A 15,248-nucleotide genomic window follows, 5' to 3' on the forward strand; every position below is an offset into this window, starting at 1 on the left:
GCCTGCCGCGCGGCGAGCGCTCTCTTGAGAGCGCGAAGCGCGTCTTCTTGAAGAGCGAAGCGCGTCTTCTTCAAAGCGCGAAGCGCGTCGTCTTGAAGATCTTGAAAAGCTTAAAGAGCCTCGCCGGCGGGCAGACCACCAAGGATGACGGAAGAGCAAAAGAAGGGGCTTTTCCGTCATCCCCGTATGGCCTGGCGGAGCCGACCACAGATTCGGTCGGGTGCCGCTAAAAACTTTTGCTCGTCCCTCGCAAAACTTTTCGGCTGCACCCGACCGAATCTGTGGTAGCCCTTCGGGCAGGCCATACGGGGATGACGGAAAAGCCCAAAAGCAGGCGCGCTGCGCGCGCCCCGAAGCAAAGCACGCGCGCCCCGAAGCACCGCGCTACGCGCGCTCAAAAGCACGCGCTGCGCGCGAGGGCGCCGGCACCGGTCAGGACGCCGACGTCACGCGGTACACGTCGTACACGCCCTCCACGCTGCGCACGGCCTTCAGCACGTGACCCAAGTGCTTCGGGTCGCCCATCTCGAAGGAGAAGCGGCTCACGGCCACCCGGTCGCGCGATGTCGTCACCGACGCGGACAGGATGTTCACCTTCTCGTCGGCCAGCACCTTCGTCACGTCCGACAGCAACCGGTGCCGGTCCAACGCCTCGACCTGGATCGCCACCAGGAACACCGACGAGGACGACGGGGCCCACTCGACGTCCAGCAACCGTTCGGGCGTCTTGAGCAGCTCGTCGGCGTTGGTGCAGTCCGTCCGGTGCACCGACACGCCGCCGCCGCGCGTCACGAAGCCCAGGATGTCGTCACCCGGCACGGGCGTGCAGCAGCGGGCCAGCTTGACCCACACGTCGGCCGCGTCCTTGACGATCACGCCCGCGTCGCCGGTCACCCGCCGTCGGGCCACCGTGGACGGGGTGGAGCGCTCGGCCAGCTCGTCCTCGGCGTGCTCCACGCCGCCGAGCTGCGCCACCAGGCGCTGGACGACGTGCCGAGCGGAGGTGTGGCCCTCGCCGACCGCCGCGTACAGCGCCGACACGTCCGGGTAGTGCAGTTCCTTGGACAGCGCGCCCATCGAGTCCGCCGACACCAGGCGCTGGAGCGGCAGGCCGACCCGCCGGACCTCCTTCGCGATGGCGTCCTTGCCGACCTCGATGGCCTCTTCCTTGCGCTCCTTCGCGAACCACTGCTTGATCTTGGCCTTGGCGCGCGGGGACGCGGCGAAGGACAGCCAGTCGCGCGACGGACCCGCGCCCTCCGCCTTGGAGGTGAAGATCTCGACGACCTCGCCGTTTTCGAGCTTGCGCTCCAGGGCGACGAGCCGGCCGTTGACGCGGGCGCCGATGCACCGGTGGCCGACCTCGGTGTGCACGGCGTAGGCGAAGTCGACGGGCGTGGAGCCGGTCGGCAGGGTCACCACGTCGCCCTTGGGCGTGAAGACGAAGATCTCCCGCGCCGCCAGGTCGAAGCGCAGCGACTCCAGGAACTCGCCCGGGTCCGCCGCCTCGCGCTGCCAGTCGAGCAGTTGGCGCATCCACGCCATCTCGTCGACCTCGACGCCCTTGCCGCTGTGCGTGCCCCGGGTCTCCTTGTACCGCCAGTGCGCCGCGATGCCGTACTCGGCGGTGCGGTGCATGTCGTAGGTCCGGATCTGCACTTCCAGCGGTTTGCCGTCCGGGCCGATGACCGTGGTGTGCAGCGACTGGTACACGCCGAACCGGGGCTGGGCGATGTAGTCCTTGAACCGGCCGGGCATGGGCTGCCACAGCGCGTGGACCACGCCCATCGCGGCGTAGCAGTCGCGGACCTCGTCCACCTGGATGCGCACGCCGACCAGGTCGTGGATGTCGTCGAAGTCCCGACCGCGCACGATCATCTTCTGGTGGATCGAGTAGTAGTGCTTGGGCCGGCCCTCGACCTTGGCCGTGATCCGCGCCGACTCCAGCTGCGTGGACAGCTCGTTGATCACGCCGCTGAGGTAGGTGTCGCGCGAGGGCGCGCGGTTGGCGACCAGGCGCACGATCTCGTCGTACTTCTTGGGCTGGAGGATGGCGAACGCCAGGTCCTCCAGCTCCCACTTGACCGTGGCCATGCCCAGGCGGTGCGCGAGCGGGGCGAGCACTTCGAGGGTCTCGCGGGCCTTGCGGGCCTGCTTCTCCGGCGGCAGGAACCGCATGGTGCGCATGTTGTGCAGCCGGTCGGCCAGCTTGATGACCAGGACGCGCGGGTCCTTGGCCATGGCGATGACCATCTTGCGGATGGTCTCCGCCTCGGCCGCCGCGCCCAGCTTGACCTTGTCCAGCTTGGTGACGCCGTCGACCAGCAGGGCGACCTCGTTGCCGAAGTCGTCGCGCAGCTGGTCCAGGGAGTAGTCGGTGTCCTCCACCGTGTCGTGCAGGAGGGCGGCGACCAGGGTCGTGGTGTCCATGCCCAGCTCGGCGAGGATGGTCGCCACGGCCAGCGGGTGGGTGATGTAGGGGTCGCCGGACTTGCGCCGCTGCGGCCGGTGCTTCTCCTCGGCCACGTCGTAGGCGTGCTGGAGCAGGGCGAGGTCCGCCTTGGGGTGCAGGTCGCGGTGCACGGCCGCGAGCGGCTCCAGCACCTGCTTGACCGGCGCGGCCCGCTGCGCGGTGATGCGCCGGGCGAGGCGCGCCCGAACGCGCCTGGTGGCCGACGGAGGCCGTGCGGGCACGGGCTGCGTCGTCTGGGCGGGCTCGATGTCCTGGCTCAACCACGCTCCTCGGGTCTAGGAACCGAGGATAACTCCGCAGCCGACCACACTCCGGCGCCGACCCGATGAGCGGCGAACTTCACACGACGAACAGCACCCGCCGCTTAGCCCCGACCGGTCGCCCGAACCCGGGTTCAGAGGGCCAGCAGGGCGTTGACGGAACGGCCGGCCAGGCGTTCACGCCCGCCCAGACCGGGGATCTCCAGCACCACCGACACGCCGGTCACGACGCCACCGGCGCGCTCGACCAGCGCGCAGGCAGCCGCCGCGGTGCCGCCGGTGGCCAGCACGTCATCGACCACCACGACCTGTTGACCAGGCGAAACGGACCCCGTAGGCAACTCCAGGGTCGCCGTCCCGTACTCCAGGTCGTAGGAGATCCGGTGCGCCACCGCCGGCAGCTTGCCCGGCTTGCGCAGGGGCACGACCCCGTACCGCCACCCGTACCCCAGCGCCGCGCCCAGCAGGAAGCCGCGCGACTCGATGGCCGCCACCACCTCCGTGTCCGGGTGGATCTTGTCCTGCAGGGCGTCGACCACCGCCCGCAGCGCGTCGGGGTCGGCCAGGACGGGCGTGAGGTCCCGGAAGACGACCCCCGGTTGGGGGAAGTCCGGGACCTCACGCAGCAGCCCTAGGGCTTTGTCCAGCTTCAACGGTGCTTCTTGCCGGTCGGGCGACGGCGCGTGTCGCCCGCCTTCGCCGTGCGGGACGGGGCGCCGGCGGCGGCGGCCAGGGCCTTCTCGTGCCGCAGCTCGGCCTTCAGGGTCTCGTCGTCGGTCGACTCGACCACGTCGCCGCCGGCCACGACCTCGCCGGAGGCCTTGCGGGCCAGGTTGTCCCGACGCGCCCGGACGCGGGCCGCCTGCGCCTTGTACTTCGGGTCGCGCATCTTCAGGTCGACCGCGACCGGGGTGGCGATGTAGATCGACGACAGCGCGCCGATCGCCATACCGGTCAGCTGCACCAGCGCCAGGTCCTTGAGCGTGCCGACGCCGAGCAGGCCCACGCCGATCGCCAGCAGGCCCAGCACGGGCAGCAGCGCGATGAGCGAGGTGTTGATCGACCGCATCAGGGTCTGGTTGACCGCCAGGTTGGCCGCCTCGCCGTACGTGCGCCGCGTCAGGCCGAGCAGGCCGCGGGTGTTCTCCTTGACCTTGTCGAACACGACGACCGTGTCGTAGAGCGAGAAGCCCAGGATGGTGAGCAGACCGATCACGGTCGCGGGCGAGACCTCGAAGCCGACCAGCGAGTACACGCCGGCCGTGATCAGCACGTCGTGCACCACCGCGACCAGCGCGGCCACGGCCATCTGCCACTCGAAGTACAGCGCCAGGAAGATCGCCACGGCCAGGAAGAACACGCCGAGCGCGATCAGCGCCTTGGTGGTGATCTCACCGCCCCACGACCCCGACACGGCGCTGTCGCTGATGGCCTCGACCCCGCCGTTGGGCTTGAGGTCGTTGTTCAGGCCCTCCTTCAGCGCGGCGACCTTGGCCGCGTCCAGCGGCTCGGACCGGATCTGGATGGTCGCCGACCCACCCGTGCCGACGGTCTGCACCGCGGCGGGCTCGTTGCCGACGGCCTTGGTGAAGCTCTCCTTGGCCGCCTCGACGCTGATCGTGCCGGACGCGCTCTGCGCCGGCAGCTGGACGCGGGTGCCGCCGGTGAAGTCGATCCCGGCGTTGAAGCCGCGGAAGATGATCGACGCCAGGCACACCAGCAGGACCACGCCGAACAGGATGTACCAGCGCTTGCGCTTGCCGACGATGTCGAAGGCGCCGTTGCCGACGTACAGGCGCTGGAAGACGTTCCCCTTGGACATGAGGGCTCAGACCTCCTTCGCGGCGGTCTTGCCCGCCGGAACGGCGGTCCGCGAGCCGGCGCCAGCCGCAGCCGCACCGCCCAGGCCGGACAGCTTCGGGTTGGACAGGGACTTCGACTTGGAGACCATCGCGACCAGCGGGTGCGTGACCAGGAAGACCACGACCAGGTCGAGCACGGTCGACATGCCGAGGGTGAACGCGAAGCCCTTCACCTGGCCCACGGCGATCACGTACAGGATGGCCGAGGCGAGGAAGCTGACCGCGTCCGCCGACAGGATCGTACGACGGGACCGGACCCAGGCGCGCGGGGTCGCCGACCGGAACGACCGGCCCTCGCGCATCTCGTCCTTCAAGCGTTCGAAGAACACCACGAACGAGTCCGCGGTGATACCGATCGCCACGATGAAACCGGCGATGCCGGCCAGGTCGAGGGTGAACCCGATCCAGCGGCCCAGCAGCACCAGCACCGCGTAGACCACCACGCCGGACAGCGCCAGCGACAGGATCGTCAGCACGCCCAGCAGGCGGTAGTAGAACAGGCAGTACACGAACACCAGCGCCAGGCCGATGCCGCCGGCGATCAGACCGGCCTTGAGCGAGGCCAGGCCCAGCGTCGCGGACACCGTCTCGGCCTCGGAGGCCTCGAACGACAGCGGCAGCGAGCCGTACTTGAGCACGTTGGCCAGGCCCTCGGCGTCCTTCTGGCTGAACTGGCCGGAGATCTGGGTGTTGCCGCCCAGGATGGGCTCGTTGATGTTCGGCGCGGACACGACCTGGGTGTCCAGGACGACCGCGACCTGCTGGGACACGTTCGCCGAGGTGAACTTGCCCCACTTGTCGCCGCCCTCGCCCTTGAAGGTGAGGTCCACGACGAAGCCCGCGCCCTGCGGGTCGGTGCCGGAGATCGCGTTGGCGACGTCCTCACCGGTCAGCCGCGAGTACAGGCTGAAGTCGTCGTCCTTGACCTGCGCGTCCTTGGCCGGGAAGACCGGCGCGAGGACGTACTTGAACTCGTTCTTCTGGTCGCAGGTCAGCAGCGGCAGCGCCGGGTCGTCGTTGCCGAGCAGCGGGTCCTTCTTCGGGCAGGTGAAGGCCGCGAGCGCCTGGGACACCGTCTGCGCGTCCAGCGTGGTCAGCGCGGGGTCCTGGCGGCAGGTCCGGGACTCCTTGATGGCGTCCTCGGGCTTCTCGGAGTACTCGCCGTTGAACACCTTGCGGCAGTCCACCTGCGGCTCGGTCGGAGCCGACGGGGTGGTCGTCGCGGGCGGCGTCGCCGTGTCGGTCGGCTGCTGCTCGAACGCGGGCGCCGGGCGGCCCTGGGCGGTCGTGGTCGGCGCGGCGGACGCGGTCTCCGAGCCCGACGGCGGGGCCGTCGTGGTCGGCGCGGCCGAGCCCGAGGTGCTCGGGGTGCTCGTCGGCGCGGGCTCGGGCGCGTTGGGCTGCGGCGAGCCGACGACCTTGCGGAAGTTCAGCTTCGCGGTCTGGCCCAGGCGCTTGGCGCCCTCGCTGTCCGTGCCGGGGACCGTGATCACCAGGTTGGTGCCGTCGCGGACCACCTCCGCGCCGGACACACCGAGACCGTTCACCCGGGTCTCGATCAACTCCCTGGCCTGGTTCAGGGCCTGGTCGGTCGGCGTTTGGCCGTCGGGGGCGCGCGCGGTCAGCGTTACCCGCGTGCCGCCCTGGAGATCGATGCCGAGCTTGGGGGTCGCTTTCCGGTCCCCGGTGAAGAACACCAAGGAGTACAGCGCGACCACGATGAGGACAAACGCGCCCAGGTACTTCGCGGGGCGGATTTGCCCGGCCGGGGGTGCCACGGTCCGTCCGTCTCCTGCAACTGTCGTTGAGATGTCGACGCCGCCGCGACCGTGGGAACGGACCAGGGCAGCGCTTGTCCACCCGGCACTGCCCTGCCGGGTGATTGCGCAGCGTACCCCGCACCGTGTGAGTTGTCTGTCACCGGTTCCGAACCGGTTCCGCACCGCCGGCCGGCATTCACGACCGGCCATAACGCGCCGACCGGACCAACGGCATGGGCCGGACGGCGTTCACACTTGACCCGGATTCCCCCGGGTGGGCCCGCAATGGTGCGCGACGGCGAAAGGATTGTGCCGCGGGTGCGGCACAACCCCTTTCGCTTTCGCCTTACTTCTTGCTGTCCTGCTGGGCCGGCTCGGCGTCCGCGGCGGGCGCGTCCTCGACGTCGTCGACGACCGCGTCGGTCTCGTCCACGTCGGTGGTGGGGTTGACCTTCTCGCGGATCGCGGGCCGCAGCCACGTGGTGACCACGCCGTCGGCGATTTCGAGGTCGATCGTCTCGTCGTCGCTCGCGTCGGCGACCGTGGCGTAGAGACCCGAGGTCGTCATCACCCGGTCACCGGGTACGAGGGACTTGAGGAGCGCCTGCTGCTCGGCCGCCGCCTTCTTCTGCTTGCGCGCGCTGAGGAACAGCGGCACGGCCAGCAGCACGAGCAGCAGCGGGAACATCAAGGAAGACAGGTTGCCCATCATTCTCCGTTCAACCGGGCGCGGCGGGACTGGTCTGCCCGGAACGTCCGGATTTCCTGGGGTGCCGTCGCCGATTGTGCCAGGTGAGCGAACCCGCTCAGTCGCCGGCGTCGTCGAACAGGGTCCGGGCGGCGTCGCCGGGGGCCTTCGCCGGTGGCTGGAGGCCCAGGTGCAGCCAGGCGGCGGCGGTCGCGACCCGGCCGCGCGGCGTGCGGGCCAGCATGCCCGCGCGCACCAGGTAGGGCTCGCACACCTCCTCGACGGTCGTGGGCTCCTCCCCCACCGCGACGGCCAGCGTGGACACGCCCACCGGCCCGCCGCCGAACGAGCGCACCAGCGCGCCCAGCACGGCCCGGTCCAGCCGGTCCAGGCCCAGTTCGTCCACGTCGTAGACGGCCAGCGCGTCCCGGGCGACCTCGCGGGTCACCGCGCCGTCCGCGCGCACCTCGGCGAAGTCGCGGACCCGGCGCAGCAGCCGGTTGGCGATGCGGGGCGTGCCGCGGGAGCGGCCCGCGATCTCCTGGCCGCCGTCCTCGCGCAGGTCCACCCCGAGGATCTTGGCCGACCGGCGGATGATCAGCTCCAGCTCGTCGGCGCTGTAGAACTCCATGTGCCCGGTGAAGCCGAACCGGTCGCGCAGCGGGCCGGTCAGCGCGCCGGACCGGGTGGTGGCCCCGACCAGCGTGAACGGGGCGATGTCCAGCGGGATGCTGGTCGCGCCCGGCCCCTTGCCGACCACGACGTCCACCCGGAAGTCCTCCATCGCGAGGTAGAGCATCTCCTCGGCGGGGCGGGCCATCCGGTGGATCTCGTCGATGAACAGCACGTCGCCCTCGACCAGGTTGGACAGCATCGCGGCGAGGTCGCCGGCGCGTTCCAGGGCCGGGCCGGAGGTGATCCGCAGGGACGCGCCCAGCTCGGCCGCGATGATCATGGCGAGGGAGGTCTTGCCCAGGCCGGGCGGCCCGGACAGCAGGACGTGGTCCGGCGGCGCGCCGCGCCGCATGGCCCCGCGCAGGACCAGTTCGAGCTGCTCGCGCACCTTGGGCTGGCCGACGAACTCGTGCAGGTCGCGCGGGCGCAGGGTGGACTCGACGTCCCGCTCGGTCGGGTCGGGCAACGGGTCGAGCATGTCGTCGCCGTTCTCGAAGGACGTCATCGCTTGCGACCCAGCAGCGCCAGCGCCTTGCGGAGGACCTCGGAGGTACCCTGGGCGGAGTCGTCGGCCAGCACGGTGTCCACGGCCTGCTCGGCCTGCTTGGCCGGGAAACCGAGGCCGAGGAGGGCTTCGGCGACCTGTGCGCGCACTTGGCCTGCGTTGGACGTGGTGGGCGTCGTGGACGGCAGCTGGCCGACCTTGTCGCGCAGCTCGATGCACAGCCGCTCCGCGCCCTTGCGGCCGATGCCGGGGACCTGAGTGAGCACGGTGATGTTGCCCTCGGCGAGCGCGGCGCGCAGCTTGTCCGGCTCCAGCACGGCCAGCGTGGCCAGCGCGAGCCGCGGCCCGATGCCGGACACGGTCTGCAGCAGGCCGAACAGCTCGCGCGCCTCGGCGTCGGCGAACCCGAACAGGGTCAGCGAGTCCTCGCGCACGACCAGGGCGGTGGCCAGGGTCGTCTCCTCGCCGCGGCGCAGCGTCGCCAGCGTGGCGGGCGTGGCCTGCACGGCGAACCCGACGCCCCCCACCTCGACGACCGCGTGATCGAGTCCGATGGACAGCACCTGTCCACGAAGCGACGAAATCACTGGGTCTTCCCTCCGGTCGTGCGGGCGGCGGCCTGGGCAAGTCTCGCGCGGTGCGTCCGGGCGAGTTCAGCCGCCCTGGCTTGGGCCTCCTCCAGGCGCGACCGCATGGGGGCGCGCCACAGGTGGCAGATGGCCAGCGCGAGCGCGTCGGCGGCGTCGGCGGGCTTGGGCGCGGTCTTAAGGCCGAGCAGTTTCGTCACCATCGCGGTGACCTGCTTCTTGTCCGCGCGACCGGACCCGGTGACGGCGGCCTTGACCTCGCTGGGCGTGTGGAAGGTGACCGGCAGGTTCCGGCGCGCGGCGGCCAGCGCCACCACCCCGCCGGCCTGGGCGGTGCCCATCGCGGTGCGGACGTTGTACTGGCTGAAGACCCGTTCGACGGCGACGACGTCGGGTTCGTACCGGTCGAGCCACCGCTCGACCGAGTCGGACAGCTCCAGCAGCCGGATGGCCAGGTCGGCGTCCACGGGCGTGCGGACGACGTCCACGGCGACCGGCCGCACCGTGCGCCCCGGACCACCGTCGACCACCCCGAAACCACACCGGGTCAGGCCGGGATCGACACCGAACACCCGCACGCTGGTCCTCTCGAAAGCGCCGCCACGAACACCAGTTCGAACCGTACCGGGTGGGGCTCGCGCATCCCCTGTTCGACACGCGTTCGGTCACACCGGGACACCCCGCTGTCCACGGAGCGTTACGGTGTCACTACAGTGGCTCGGTCACCTGATCGACTCCAGTCGCGGCATAGGCGGGGTGCCATGACCCTGAGACGGTTCGGCCTCATCACCGCTGCCGTCTGCCTGCTCGTGGTCATCGTGGTCTCCCTGGTGATCTCCGGAGCCCTGGACCGCTCGACCTCGGTCGCCGTCGACAAGTTCGCGCAACTCACGGGCGCGGTAGCCGCGATGGTCTGCTACTGGCGGGCCGGTCTGCGCAGGCAGGGGACGGCGCGGCGGTGGCGGTTGTGGATGGCCGCGGCCATGGCGAGCCTCTCGGTCGGCCTGTGCGCGTGGATCTGGGGGCAGGTGTTCCTGGGCGTCTCACTGCCCTCGACCACCGTGGCCCCGCTCGGGTTCATCCTCGTCCCGGTCCTCGTCCTGTTCGCCGTGCTGGTGCTCGGCCACGGCGGCTCCGGGTCGCTGCCCAACCACCGCAGCAAGGTCGTCATCGTGCTGGACGGCCTGATCGTCGTCGGCTCGCTGTTCGTCCTCACCTGGGTGTCGCTGCTGGAGTCGATGGTCCGGGCGTGGGCCACCTCCGGCCCCGGGTTCGCGACCGTCGTGGCGCACCCGGCCGCGTACCTGGTGATGCTGGTCGTGCTGCTGGTGTCCTCCTGGTCGCACCGGTCGGTGCGGCAGCTGCCGATGCTGTTCGTGGCGATCGCCGGGCTGGCGCAGTCGTCGTCGGGGTGGGTGTTCGCGTTCCTGGTGAGCAAGGGCGCGACCGCGATCCCCACGGCCGCGGACATCGGGTTCATGGTGTGCCCGGCGATGTTCTTCCTGTCCTCGATCGCGCCGAGCAGCCCGCGCCGCGAGCGGTCCGGGACCGGGCGGCTGCGGGCGGGCGAGATGCTGCACATCCTCGTGCCGTACCTGCCGATGCTGGTCACCGGCCTGTTCATCGTGGTCGGGACGGCCACCGGCGTGCGGCTCAACCCGTTCGAGATCTACGTGGGCCTCGGGGTGGTGCTGCTGGTGATCGCGCGGCAGCTGTTCACCCTGATCGACAACGTCAAGCTGCTCGAACAGCTCCGCGACAGCCGCGAGCGCCTGCGCCACCAGGCCTACCACGACCCGTTGACCGGGGTGGCCAACCGCGTCCTGTTCCGCGAACGCCTCAACGCCGCCCTCGACCGGCCGGACCCGCTGGTCGTGCTGTTCATCGACGTGGACGGGTTCAAGGACGTCAACGACAACTACGGCCACGCCGAGGGCGACGAGGTGCTGCGGATCGTCGCCGAACGGCTCCAGCACTGCGTGCGCCCGCAGGACACGGTGGCGCGGCTGGGCGGCGACGAGTTCGGCATCCTGGTCGACGGCTACCCGGCGCGGCCGGAGGAGATCGGCGACCGGGTGCTGGCGGCGATGGCGTCCCCGCACCGCACGGCCGGCGGGGAGCACCTGATCAGGGCCAGCATCGGCATCTCGCACCGGGAGACCCACGACCCGGCGCTCACCGCGGACGACCTGCTGGGCAGCGCGGACGCGGCCATGTACACGGCGAAACGACTGGGCAAGGGCATGGTCGTGGTGCACGGATCGGTGGAGGCGGAGCTGACATGACGCCCGACGAGGCGATCTCCCTGCTGGGCCTGGAGGAGCTGCCGGTGGAGGGCGGGCACTTCGGCCAGTCCTGGCGCTCGGCGGAGGCGTCGGCGATCTACTACCTGCTGCGCGCGCCCGAGTTCTCCGGGTTGCACGTCCTGACCCACCTGGAGATCTACGCCCACCACGCGGGCGCGCCGCTGCGGATGCTGCTGCTGCACCCGGACGGCCGGGTCGAGGAGCCGGTGCTCGGGCCGGACCTGGCGGCGGGCCAGCGGCCCCAGGTGGTCGTGCCCGCCGGGGTGTGGCAGGCCAGCGAGCCCGCGGGCGAGTGGTCGCTGGTGGGGACGGTCGTGGTGCCGCCCTACACCGACGACGTGGTCAGCTTCGCCAAGGCGGACGAGGTGGCCGCGCGGTACCCGTCGCACGCCGACCGGATCCGGCGGTTCTGCCGCTTCTAGGGACACCGACCCCTTTCGGGCGCGGGCGAGGTCTGCACGTCCATGGAGTTCTCCGTTTTCCTGCCCACCGGCTTCGGCCGCGACTTCGCCGGCCACACCGACCCCGTGGCCGCGTTCGACTCGATCACCCGGCTCGCGCGGGCGGCCGACGAGTGCGGCTACGCGGCGCTGTGGGCCGCCGACCACTTCCACACCGTCCCGTCCTCGCAGGACTACCTGTTCGAGTCGTGGACCACGCTCACCGCGCTGGCCCGCGAGACCTCCCGCATCCGGCTGGGCCACCTGGTCACCGGCGGCGGCTACCGCAACCCGGCGTTGCAGGCCAAGATGGCGTCCACGGTGGACGTGCTGTCGCGTGGCCGGTTCACCTTCGGCATCGGCGCGGGCTGGTACGAGCCGGACTACACCGGTTACGGCTACGAGTTCCCGCCGCCCGGCGAGCGGCTGCGGCGGCTGGAGGAGGCCGTTCAGGTGGTCCGTGCGCTGTGGACGGAGGAGGAGGCCACGTTCGAGGGCCGGTTCCACTCGGTGCGCGGCGCGGTGAACCAGCCGAAGGGCGTGCAGCCGCGCATCCCGATGATGATCGCGGGCGGGGGCGAGCGGGTGACGCTGCGGATCGTGGCTCGGCACGCCGACGCCTGCAACGTCATCGAGTCGCCCGAGGGCCTGGAGCACAAGTACGAGGTGCTGCGGAAGCACTGCGCGGACCTGGGCACCGACTACGACCGCATCAAGCGCACCACGACCACCATGTGCGTCATCGCCGACACCGACGAGGAGGCGAAGGCGTCGATCCCGCCGGGCGCGGACTTCGCCTACCCCGGTGACCTGGCGTCCTACGGCCTGATCGGGACACCCGAGACGATCCGCCGGCGGATCGACCGGTACGCGGCGGCGGGGGTGCAGGAGCTGGTGGTCGGGTTCCTCGGCACGGACCCCGGGCCGCTGCGGCGGTTCGCGGCGGAGTTCCTCCGGTGAGGGAGGACTTCCAGCGGGAGGCGGAGCGCCACCGGCGGGAGCTGGTGGCGCACTGCTACCGCATGCTCGGGTCGGTCGACGACGCCGAGGACGTGGTGCAGGAGACGTACCTGCGGGCGTGGCGCGCACTGGACGACTTCGAGGGGCGGTCGTCACTGCGCGTGTGGCTCTACCGGATCGCGACCAACGCCTGCCTGACCGCGTTGACCCACCACAGCCGCCGGGTGCTGCCGTCCGGCCTGGTGGAACCGACCACCGACCCCCACCGCCCGGTGGTGTTCGCCGGGCCGGGGGTCCGCTGGCTGCAACCGCTGCCCGACGCCCTGGTCACCAGCGACGAGGACGACCCGGCCACGGTGGCGGCGATGCGCGACAGCATCCGGCTGGCCCTCATCGCGAGCCTGCAACACCTGCCGCCGCGGCAGCGGGCCGTCCTCCTGCTCCGGGACGTCCTGGCGTTCACCGCCCCGGAGACCGCCGAGGTGCTGGACATGACGGTGGACGCGGTGAAGAGCGCCCTGCGCCGGGCCCGCACGCGCCTGGCGGAGGTCAACCCGGCGACCCGGCCCGAGGAACCCACCGGGGACCGGGCGCGGGAGCTGCTGCGCCGCTACCTGGACGCGTTCGAGCACAGCGACGCGGCGGCGCTGCGAGACCTGCTGCGCGCCGACGCGGCGCTGGAGATGATCCCCGCCACGACGTGGTTTTCCGGCAAGGCGACCTGCGCGCCCTACCTGGCGGCCCACGCCGTGGAGTCGCCCGGCGACTGGGAGATGCGCCCGATCCGCGTCAACGGCGGCCACGGCGCGGTGTCCCACCTGCGCGGGGAACCGTTCGCGGTGGTGGTGCTCACCCTGGCCGAGGACGGGATCGCGCGGATCACGCTGTTCGGCGACCCCGTCCTGGACGCGTCGGTCAGGCGAGCTTGCGCAGCGACGGCAGCACGTCCTCGGAGAACTGGGTGAGGAAGCGCTCCTGGTCGTGGCCGGGGCCGTGGAAGACGAGGTGGTTGAGGCCGGCGTCGACGTAGGGCTTGATCTGCGCGACGGCGTCCTCGGGGTCGGAGGCGACGATCCAGCGCTTGGCCACCTGCTCGATGGGCAGCTCGTCGGCCAAGCGCTCCATCTCCTCCGCGCTGCCCACGCTGTGCTTCTGCTCGGGCGTCAACGACAGCGGGGCCCAGAACCGGGTGTTCGCCAGCGCCCGCTCGGGGTCGCGGTCGTAGGACAGCTTGACCTCGATCATCCGGTCGACGTCGCCGAACTCCCGCCCGGCCGCCTCCGCACCCGCCGCCACCGCGGGCAGCAACTGCTCGGTGTAGAGCTCCATGCCCTTGCCCGAGGTGCAGATGAACCCGTCCCCGGCGCGCCCGGCGTACTTGGCCACGGTCGGCCCACCGGCCGCGATGTAGATGGGCACGGGCTGCTCGGGCCGGTCGTAGATGTTGGCGTTGACGAGCTTGTAGTACTCGCCGTCGAAGTCGACGCTGTCCTGCGTCCACAACTCGCGGATGAGCCGCACGGCCTCCCGCAACCGCGCGAACCGCTCCTTGAACTCGGGCCACTCCCGCCCGGACACGGCGATCTCGTTCAACGCCTCCCCGGACCCGACGCCGAGGAAGACGCGCCCCGGGTAGAGCAGGCCGAGCGTGGCGAACGCCTGCGCGACGACGGCGGGGTTGTACCGGAAGGTGGGCGTCAACACGCTGGTGCCGAGCGTCACCCGAGAGGTCCGCTCACCGACGGCGGACAGCCAGGACAGGGCGAACGGCGCGTGCCCGCCCTCGTGCCGCCAGGGCAGGAAGTGGTCGGACACGGTGACGCTGTCCAACCCGACCTCTTCGGCCCGCACGGCGTACTCGACCAGTTCCCGAGGCCCGAACTGCTCGGCGGACGCCTTGTACCCGACCTTCAACCCCATACCCACTCCGCTCCCCGACGCCGACCACGCGGTCAGCACTCTAACCAGACCAACCCCACCCCCAACTCGATCATTCCGCCACTCGGCGGCCTCCGCCGCGGGAACCGGCCACCCAGGCCGCGGGGGCCGGCCGCCGCGCGGTGCATCGGCACGGGGGCTTGTGTTCGGCTTTGCGGCTGGAAGCGCGTGAAGAGGTCAGCCCATCGTCTTCTGACCGTCCAAAGTCTCCCGGATGATGTCGGCGTGACCCGAGTGCTGCGAAGTCTCGGCGATCAGGTGCAGCAGCACGCGCCGCGCCGTCCACGACTCCTTCGCGAACCACGGCGCCTCCGGCAGCGGGTGGGCGGCGTCCAGGTCCAGCCCCGCCACGATCTCCTCCGTCTTGCGCGCCGTCTCCTCGTACGCCGCCAGCGCCTCGGCCAACGACTCCTCCGGCAGCAACCGGTGGCCGTTCTCCCAGTCCCCGGCCACGCTCTCCATCAGCTCCGCGCCGCCCACCGCGAAGCGCATCCAGCTCTCCTCCACGTCCCGGACGTGCTTGATCAGCCCGCCCAGGGACAGGGCGCTCGCCGTGGGCGTCGCGCGGGCCTGCTCCTCGGTGATGCCCCGGACCGTGAACTTCAGGAAGCCGCGGTGCTTGGCCAGGGTGCTGAGCAGGTCGGTCTTCTCGGCGGAGAGCGTCGTGGTGGTCATGGGCCCGTCCCTCGTCTTCGTCGTCGCGCAGTCCTCGTCGTGTTGCCCTGAACACTAAACCGAATCGCGGTCAACTTCGGTCCTCGATTGACCGTCAAGGACGAAGTCGAGTGGAAATC

At 71.0% G+C, this 15,248-nt stretch carries 14 protein-coding genes; 4 read left to right on the plus strand and 10 right to left on the minus strand.

What is annotated here, in order from left to right; translation table 11 throughout:
• Positions 1-432: 432 nt before the first annotated feature.
• The 8 genes from ABD126_RS34025 to ruvC form a co-directional block, all read right to left on the minus strand.
• The gene (locus ABD126_RS34025) at positions 433-2,733 is read right to left on the minus strand and encodes a RelA/SpoT family protein (RefSeq protein WP_121220321.1); all 2,301 of its coding nucleotides are present in this window, start codon (positions 2,731-2,733) and stop codon (positions 433-435) included.
• A gap of 134 nt (positions 2,734-2,867) precedes the next feature.
• Positions 2,868-3,386 (minus strand): adenine phosphoribosyltransferase, encoded by a 519-nt coding sequence (locus ABD126_RS34030; protein WP_343938844.1) that lies wholly within the window; start codon positions 3,384-3,386, stop codon positions 2,868-2,870.
• Positions 3,383-4,555, minus strand: a complete 1,173-nt coding sequence (gene secF, locus ABD126_RS34035; protein WP_343938846.1) for a protein translocase subunit SecF — start codon at positions 4,553-4,555, stop codon at positions 3,383-3,385. The genes ABD126_RS34030 and secF overlap by 4 nt, the downstream gene beginning before the upstream one ends.
• Before the next feature lie 6 nt (positions 4,556-4,561).
• Complete coding sequence (secD, locus tag ABD126_RS34040; protein ID WP_343938848.1) at positions 4,562-6,373, minus strand: protein translocase subunit SecD; 1,812 nt, start codon at positions 6,371-6,373, stop codon at positions 4,562-4,564.
• Between the two features lie 328 nt (positions 6,374-6,701).
• Positions 6,702-7,043 carry a preprotein translocase subunit YajC gene (gene yajC, locus ABD126_RS34045; protein WP_425542928.1) on the minus strand — a complete coding sequence of 114 codons (342 nt, stop codon included), beginning with the start codon at positions 7,041-7,043 and terminating at the stop codon, positions 6,702-6,704.
• Between the two features lie 118 nt (positions 7,044-7,161).
• Positions 7,162-8,223 carry a Holliday junction branch migration DNA helicase RuvB gene (gene ruvB, locus ABD126_RS34050; protein ID WP_343938850.1) on the minus strand — a complete coding sequence of 354 codons (1,062 nt, stop codon included), beginning with the start codon at positions 8,221-8,223 and terminating at the stop codon, positions 7,162-7,164.
• Positions 8,220-8,810, minus strand: coding sequence for a Holliday junction branch migration protein RuvA (gene ruvA / locus ABD126_RS34055; RefSeq protein ID WP_343938852.1), 591 nt, complete (start codon positions 8,808-8,810; stop codon positions 8,220-8,222). Before ruvA ends, ruvB begins: the two co-directional genes overlap by 4 nt.
• Positions 8,807-9,388, minus strand: a complete 582-nt coding sequence (gene ruvC, locus ABD126_RS34060; RefSeq protein ID WP_343938854.1) for a crossover junction endodeoxyribonuclease RuvC — start codon at positions 9,386-9,388, stop codon at positions 8,807-8,809. Before ruvC ends, ruvA begins: the two co-directional genes overlap by 4 nt.
• 183 nt (positions 9,389-9,571) lie before the next feature.
• Here ruvC and ABD126_RS34065 point away from each other — a divergent pair, with 183 nt between their 5' ends.
• From ABD126_RS34065 to ABD126_RS34080, 4 genes are read left to right on the plus strand one after another with little or no spacing between them, the layout of a single operon-like run.
• Positions 9,572-11,095: a diguanylate cyclase domain-containing protein gene (locus ABD126_RS34065; RefSeq protein ID WP_343938856.1), complete on the plus strand. Its 1,524-nt coding sequence runs from the start codon at positions 9,572-9,574 to the stop codon at positions 11,093-11,095.
• Positions 11,092-11,538 carry a cupin domain-containing protein gene (locus tag ABD126_RS34070; protein WP_343938858.1) on the plus strand — a complete coding sequence of 149 codons (447 nt, stop codon included), beginning with the start codon at positions 11,092-11,094 and terminating at the stop codon, positions 11,536-11,538. Before ABD126_RS34065 ends, ABD126_RS34070 begins: the two co-directional genes overlap by 4 nt.
• Before the next feature lie 42 nt (positions 11,539-11,580).
• Positions 11,581-12,516, plus strand: coding sequence for an LLM class F420-dependent oxidoreductase (locus ABD126_RS34075; RefSeq protein ID WP_343938860.1), 936 nt, complete (start codon positions 11,581-11,583; stop codon positions 12,514-12,516).
• Positions 12,513-13,481, plus strand: coding sequence for an RNA polymerase subunit sigma-70 (locus ABD126_RS34080; protein ID WP_343938862.1), 969 nt, complete (start codon positions 12,513-12,515; stop codon positions 13,479-13,481). The genes ABD126_RS34075 and ABD126_RS34080 overlap by 4 nt, the downstream gene beginning before the upstream one ends.
• On the opposite strand, the gene fgd is transcribed toward ABD126_RS34080, so the two are convergent.
• Positions 13,432-14,436, minus strand: a complete 1,005-nt coding sequence (gene fgd / locus ABD126_RS34085) for a glucose-6-phosphate dehydrogenase (coenzyme-F420) (protein WP_343938864.1) — start codon at positions 14,434-14,436, stop codon at positions 13,432-13,434. The two genes, ABD126_RS34080 and fgd, sit on opposite strands and share 50 nt — an antisense overlap.
• Positions 14,437-14,631: 195 nt before the next feature.
• On the minus strand, positions 14,632-15,129 hold the full coding sequence (locus ABD126_RS34090) for a DinB family protein (RefSeq protein ID WP_343938866.1): 498 nt from the start codon (positions 15,127-15,129) through the stop codon (positions 14,632-14,634).
• Between the last annotated feature and the right edge of the window lie 119 nt (positions 15,130-15,248).

The sequence above is a fragment of the Saccharothrix mutabilis subsp. mutabilis genome (genome assembly GCF_039521145.1).
In the GTDB taxonomy this organism is placed as follows: Bacteria; Actinomycetota; Actinomycetes; order Mycobacteriales; family Pseudonocardiaceae; genus Actinosynnema; species Actinosynnema mutabilis.

Excerpts from the sequence above, each read along its gene's own strand:
- ABD126_RS34090 (WP_343938866.1), bottom strand. The coding sequence starts at position 15,129 with ATGACCACCACGACGCTCTCCGCCGAGAAGACCGACCTGCTCAGCACC.
- yajC (WP_425542928.1), bottom strand. The coding sequence starts at position 7,043 with ATGTTCCCGCTGCTGCTCGTGCTGCTGGCCGTGCCGCTGTTCCTCAGC.
- fgd (WP_343938864.1), bottom strand. The coding sequence starts at position 14,436 with ATGGGGTTGAAGGTCGGGTACAAGGCGTCCGCCGAGCAGTTCGGGCCT.
- ABD126_RS34070 (WP_343938858.1), top strand. The coding sequence starts at position 11,092 with ATGACGCCCGACGAGGCGATCTCCCTGCTGGGCCTGGAGGAGCTGCCG.
- secF (WP_343938846.1), bottom strand. The coding sequence starts at position 4,555 with ATGTCCAAGGGGAACGTCTTCCAGCGCCTGTACGTCGGCAACGGCGCC.
- ABD126_RS34075 (WP_343938860.1), top strand. The coding sequence starts at position 11,581 with ATGGAGTTCTCCGTTTTCCTGCCCACCGGCTTCGGCCGCGACTTCGCC.
- ruvB (WP_343938850.1), bottom strand. The coding sequence starts at position 8,223 with ATGACGTCCTTCGAGAACGGCGACGACATGCTCGACCCGTTGCCCGAC.
- ABD126_RS34065 (WP_343938856.1), top strand. The coding sequence starts at position 9,572 with ATGACCCTGAGACGGTTCGGCCTCATCACCGCTGCCGTCTGCCTGCTC.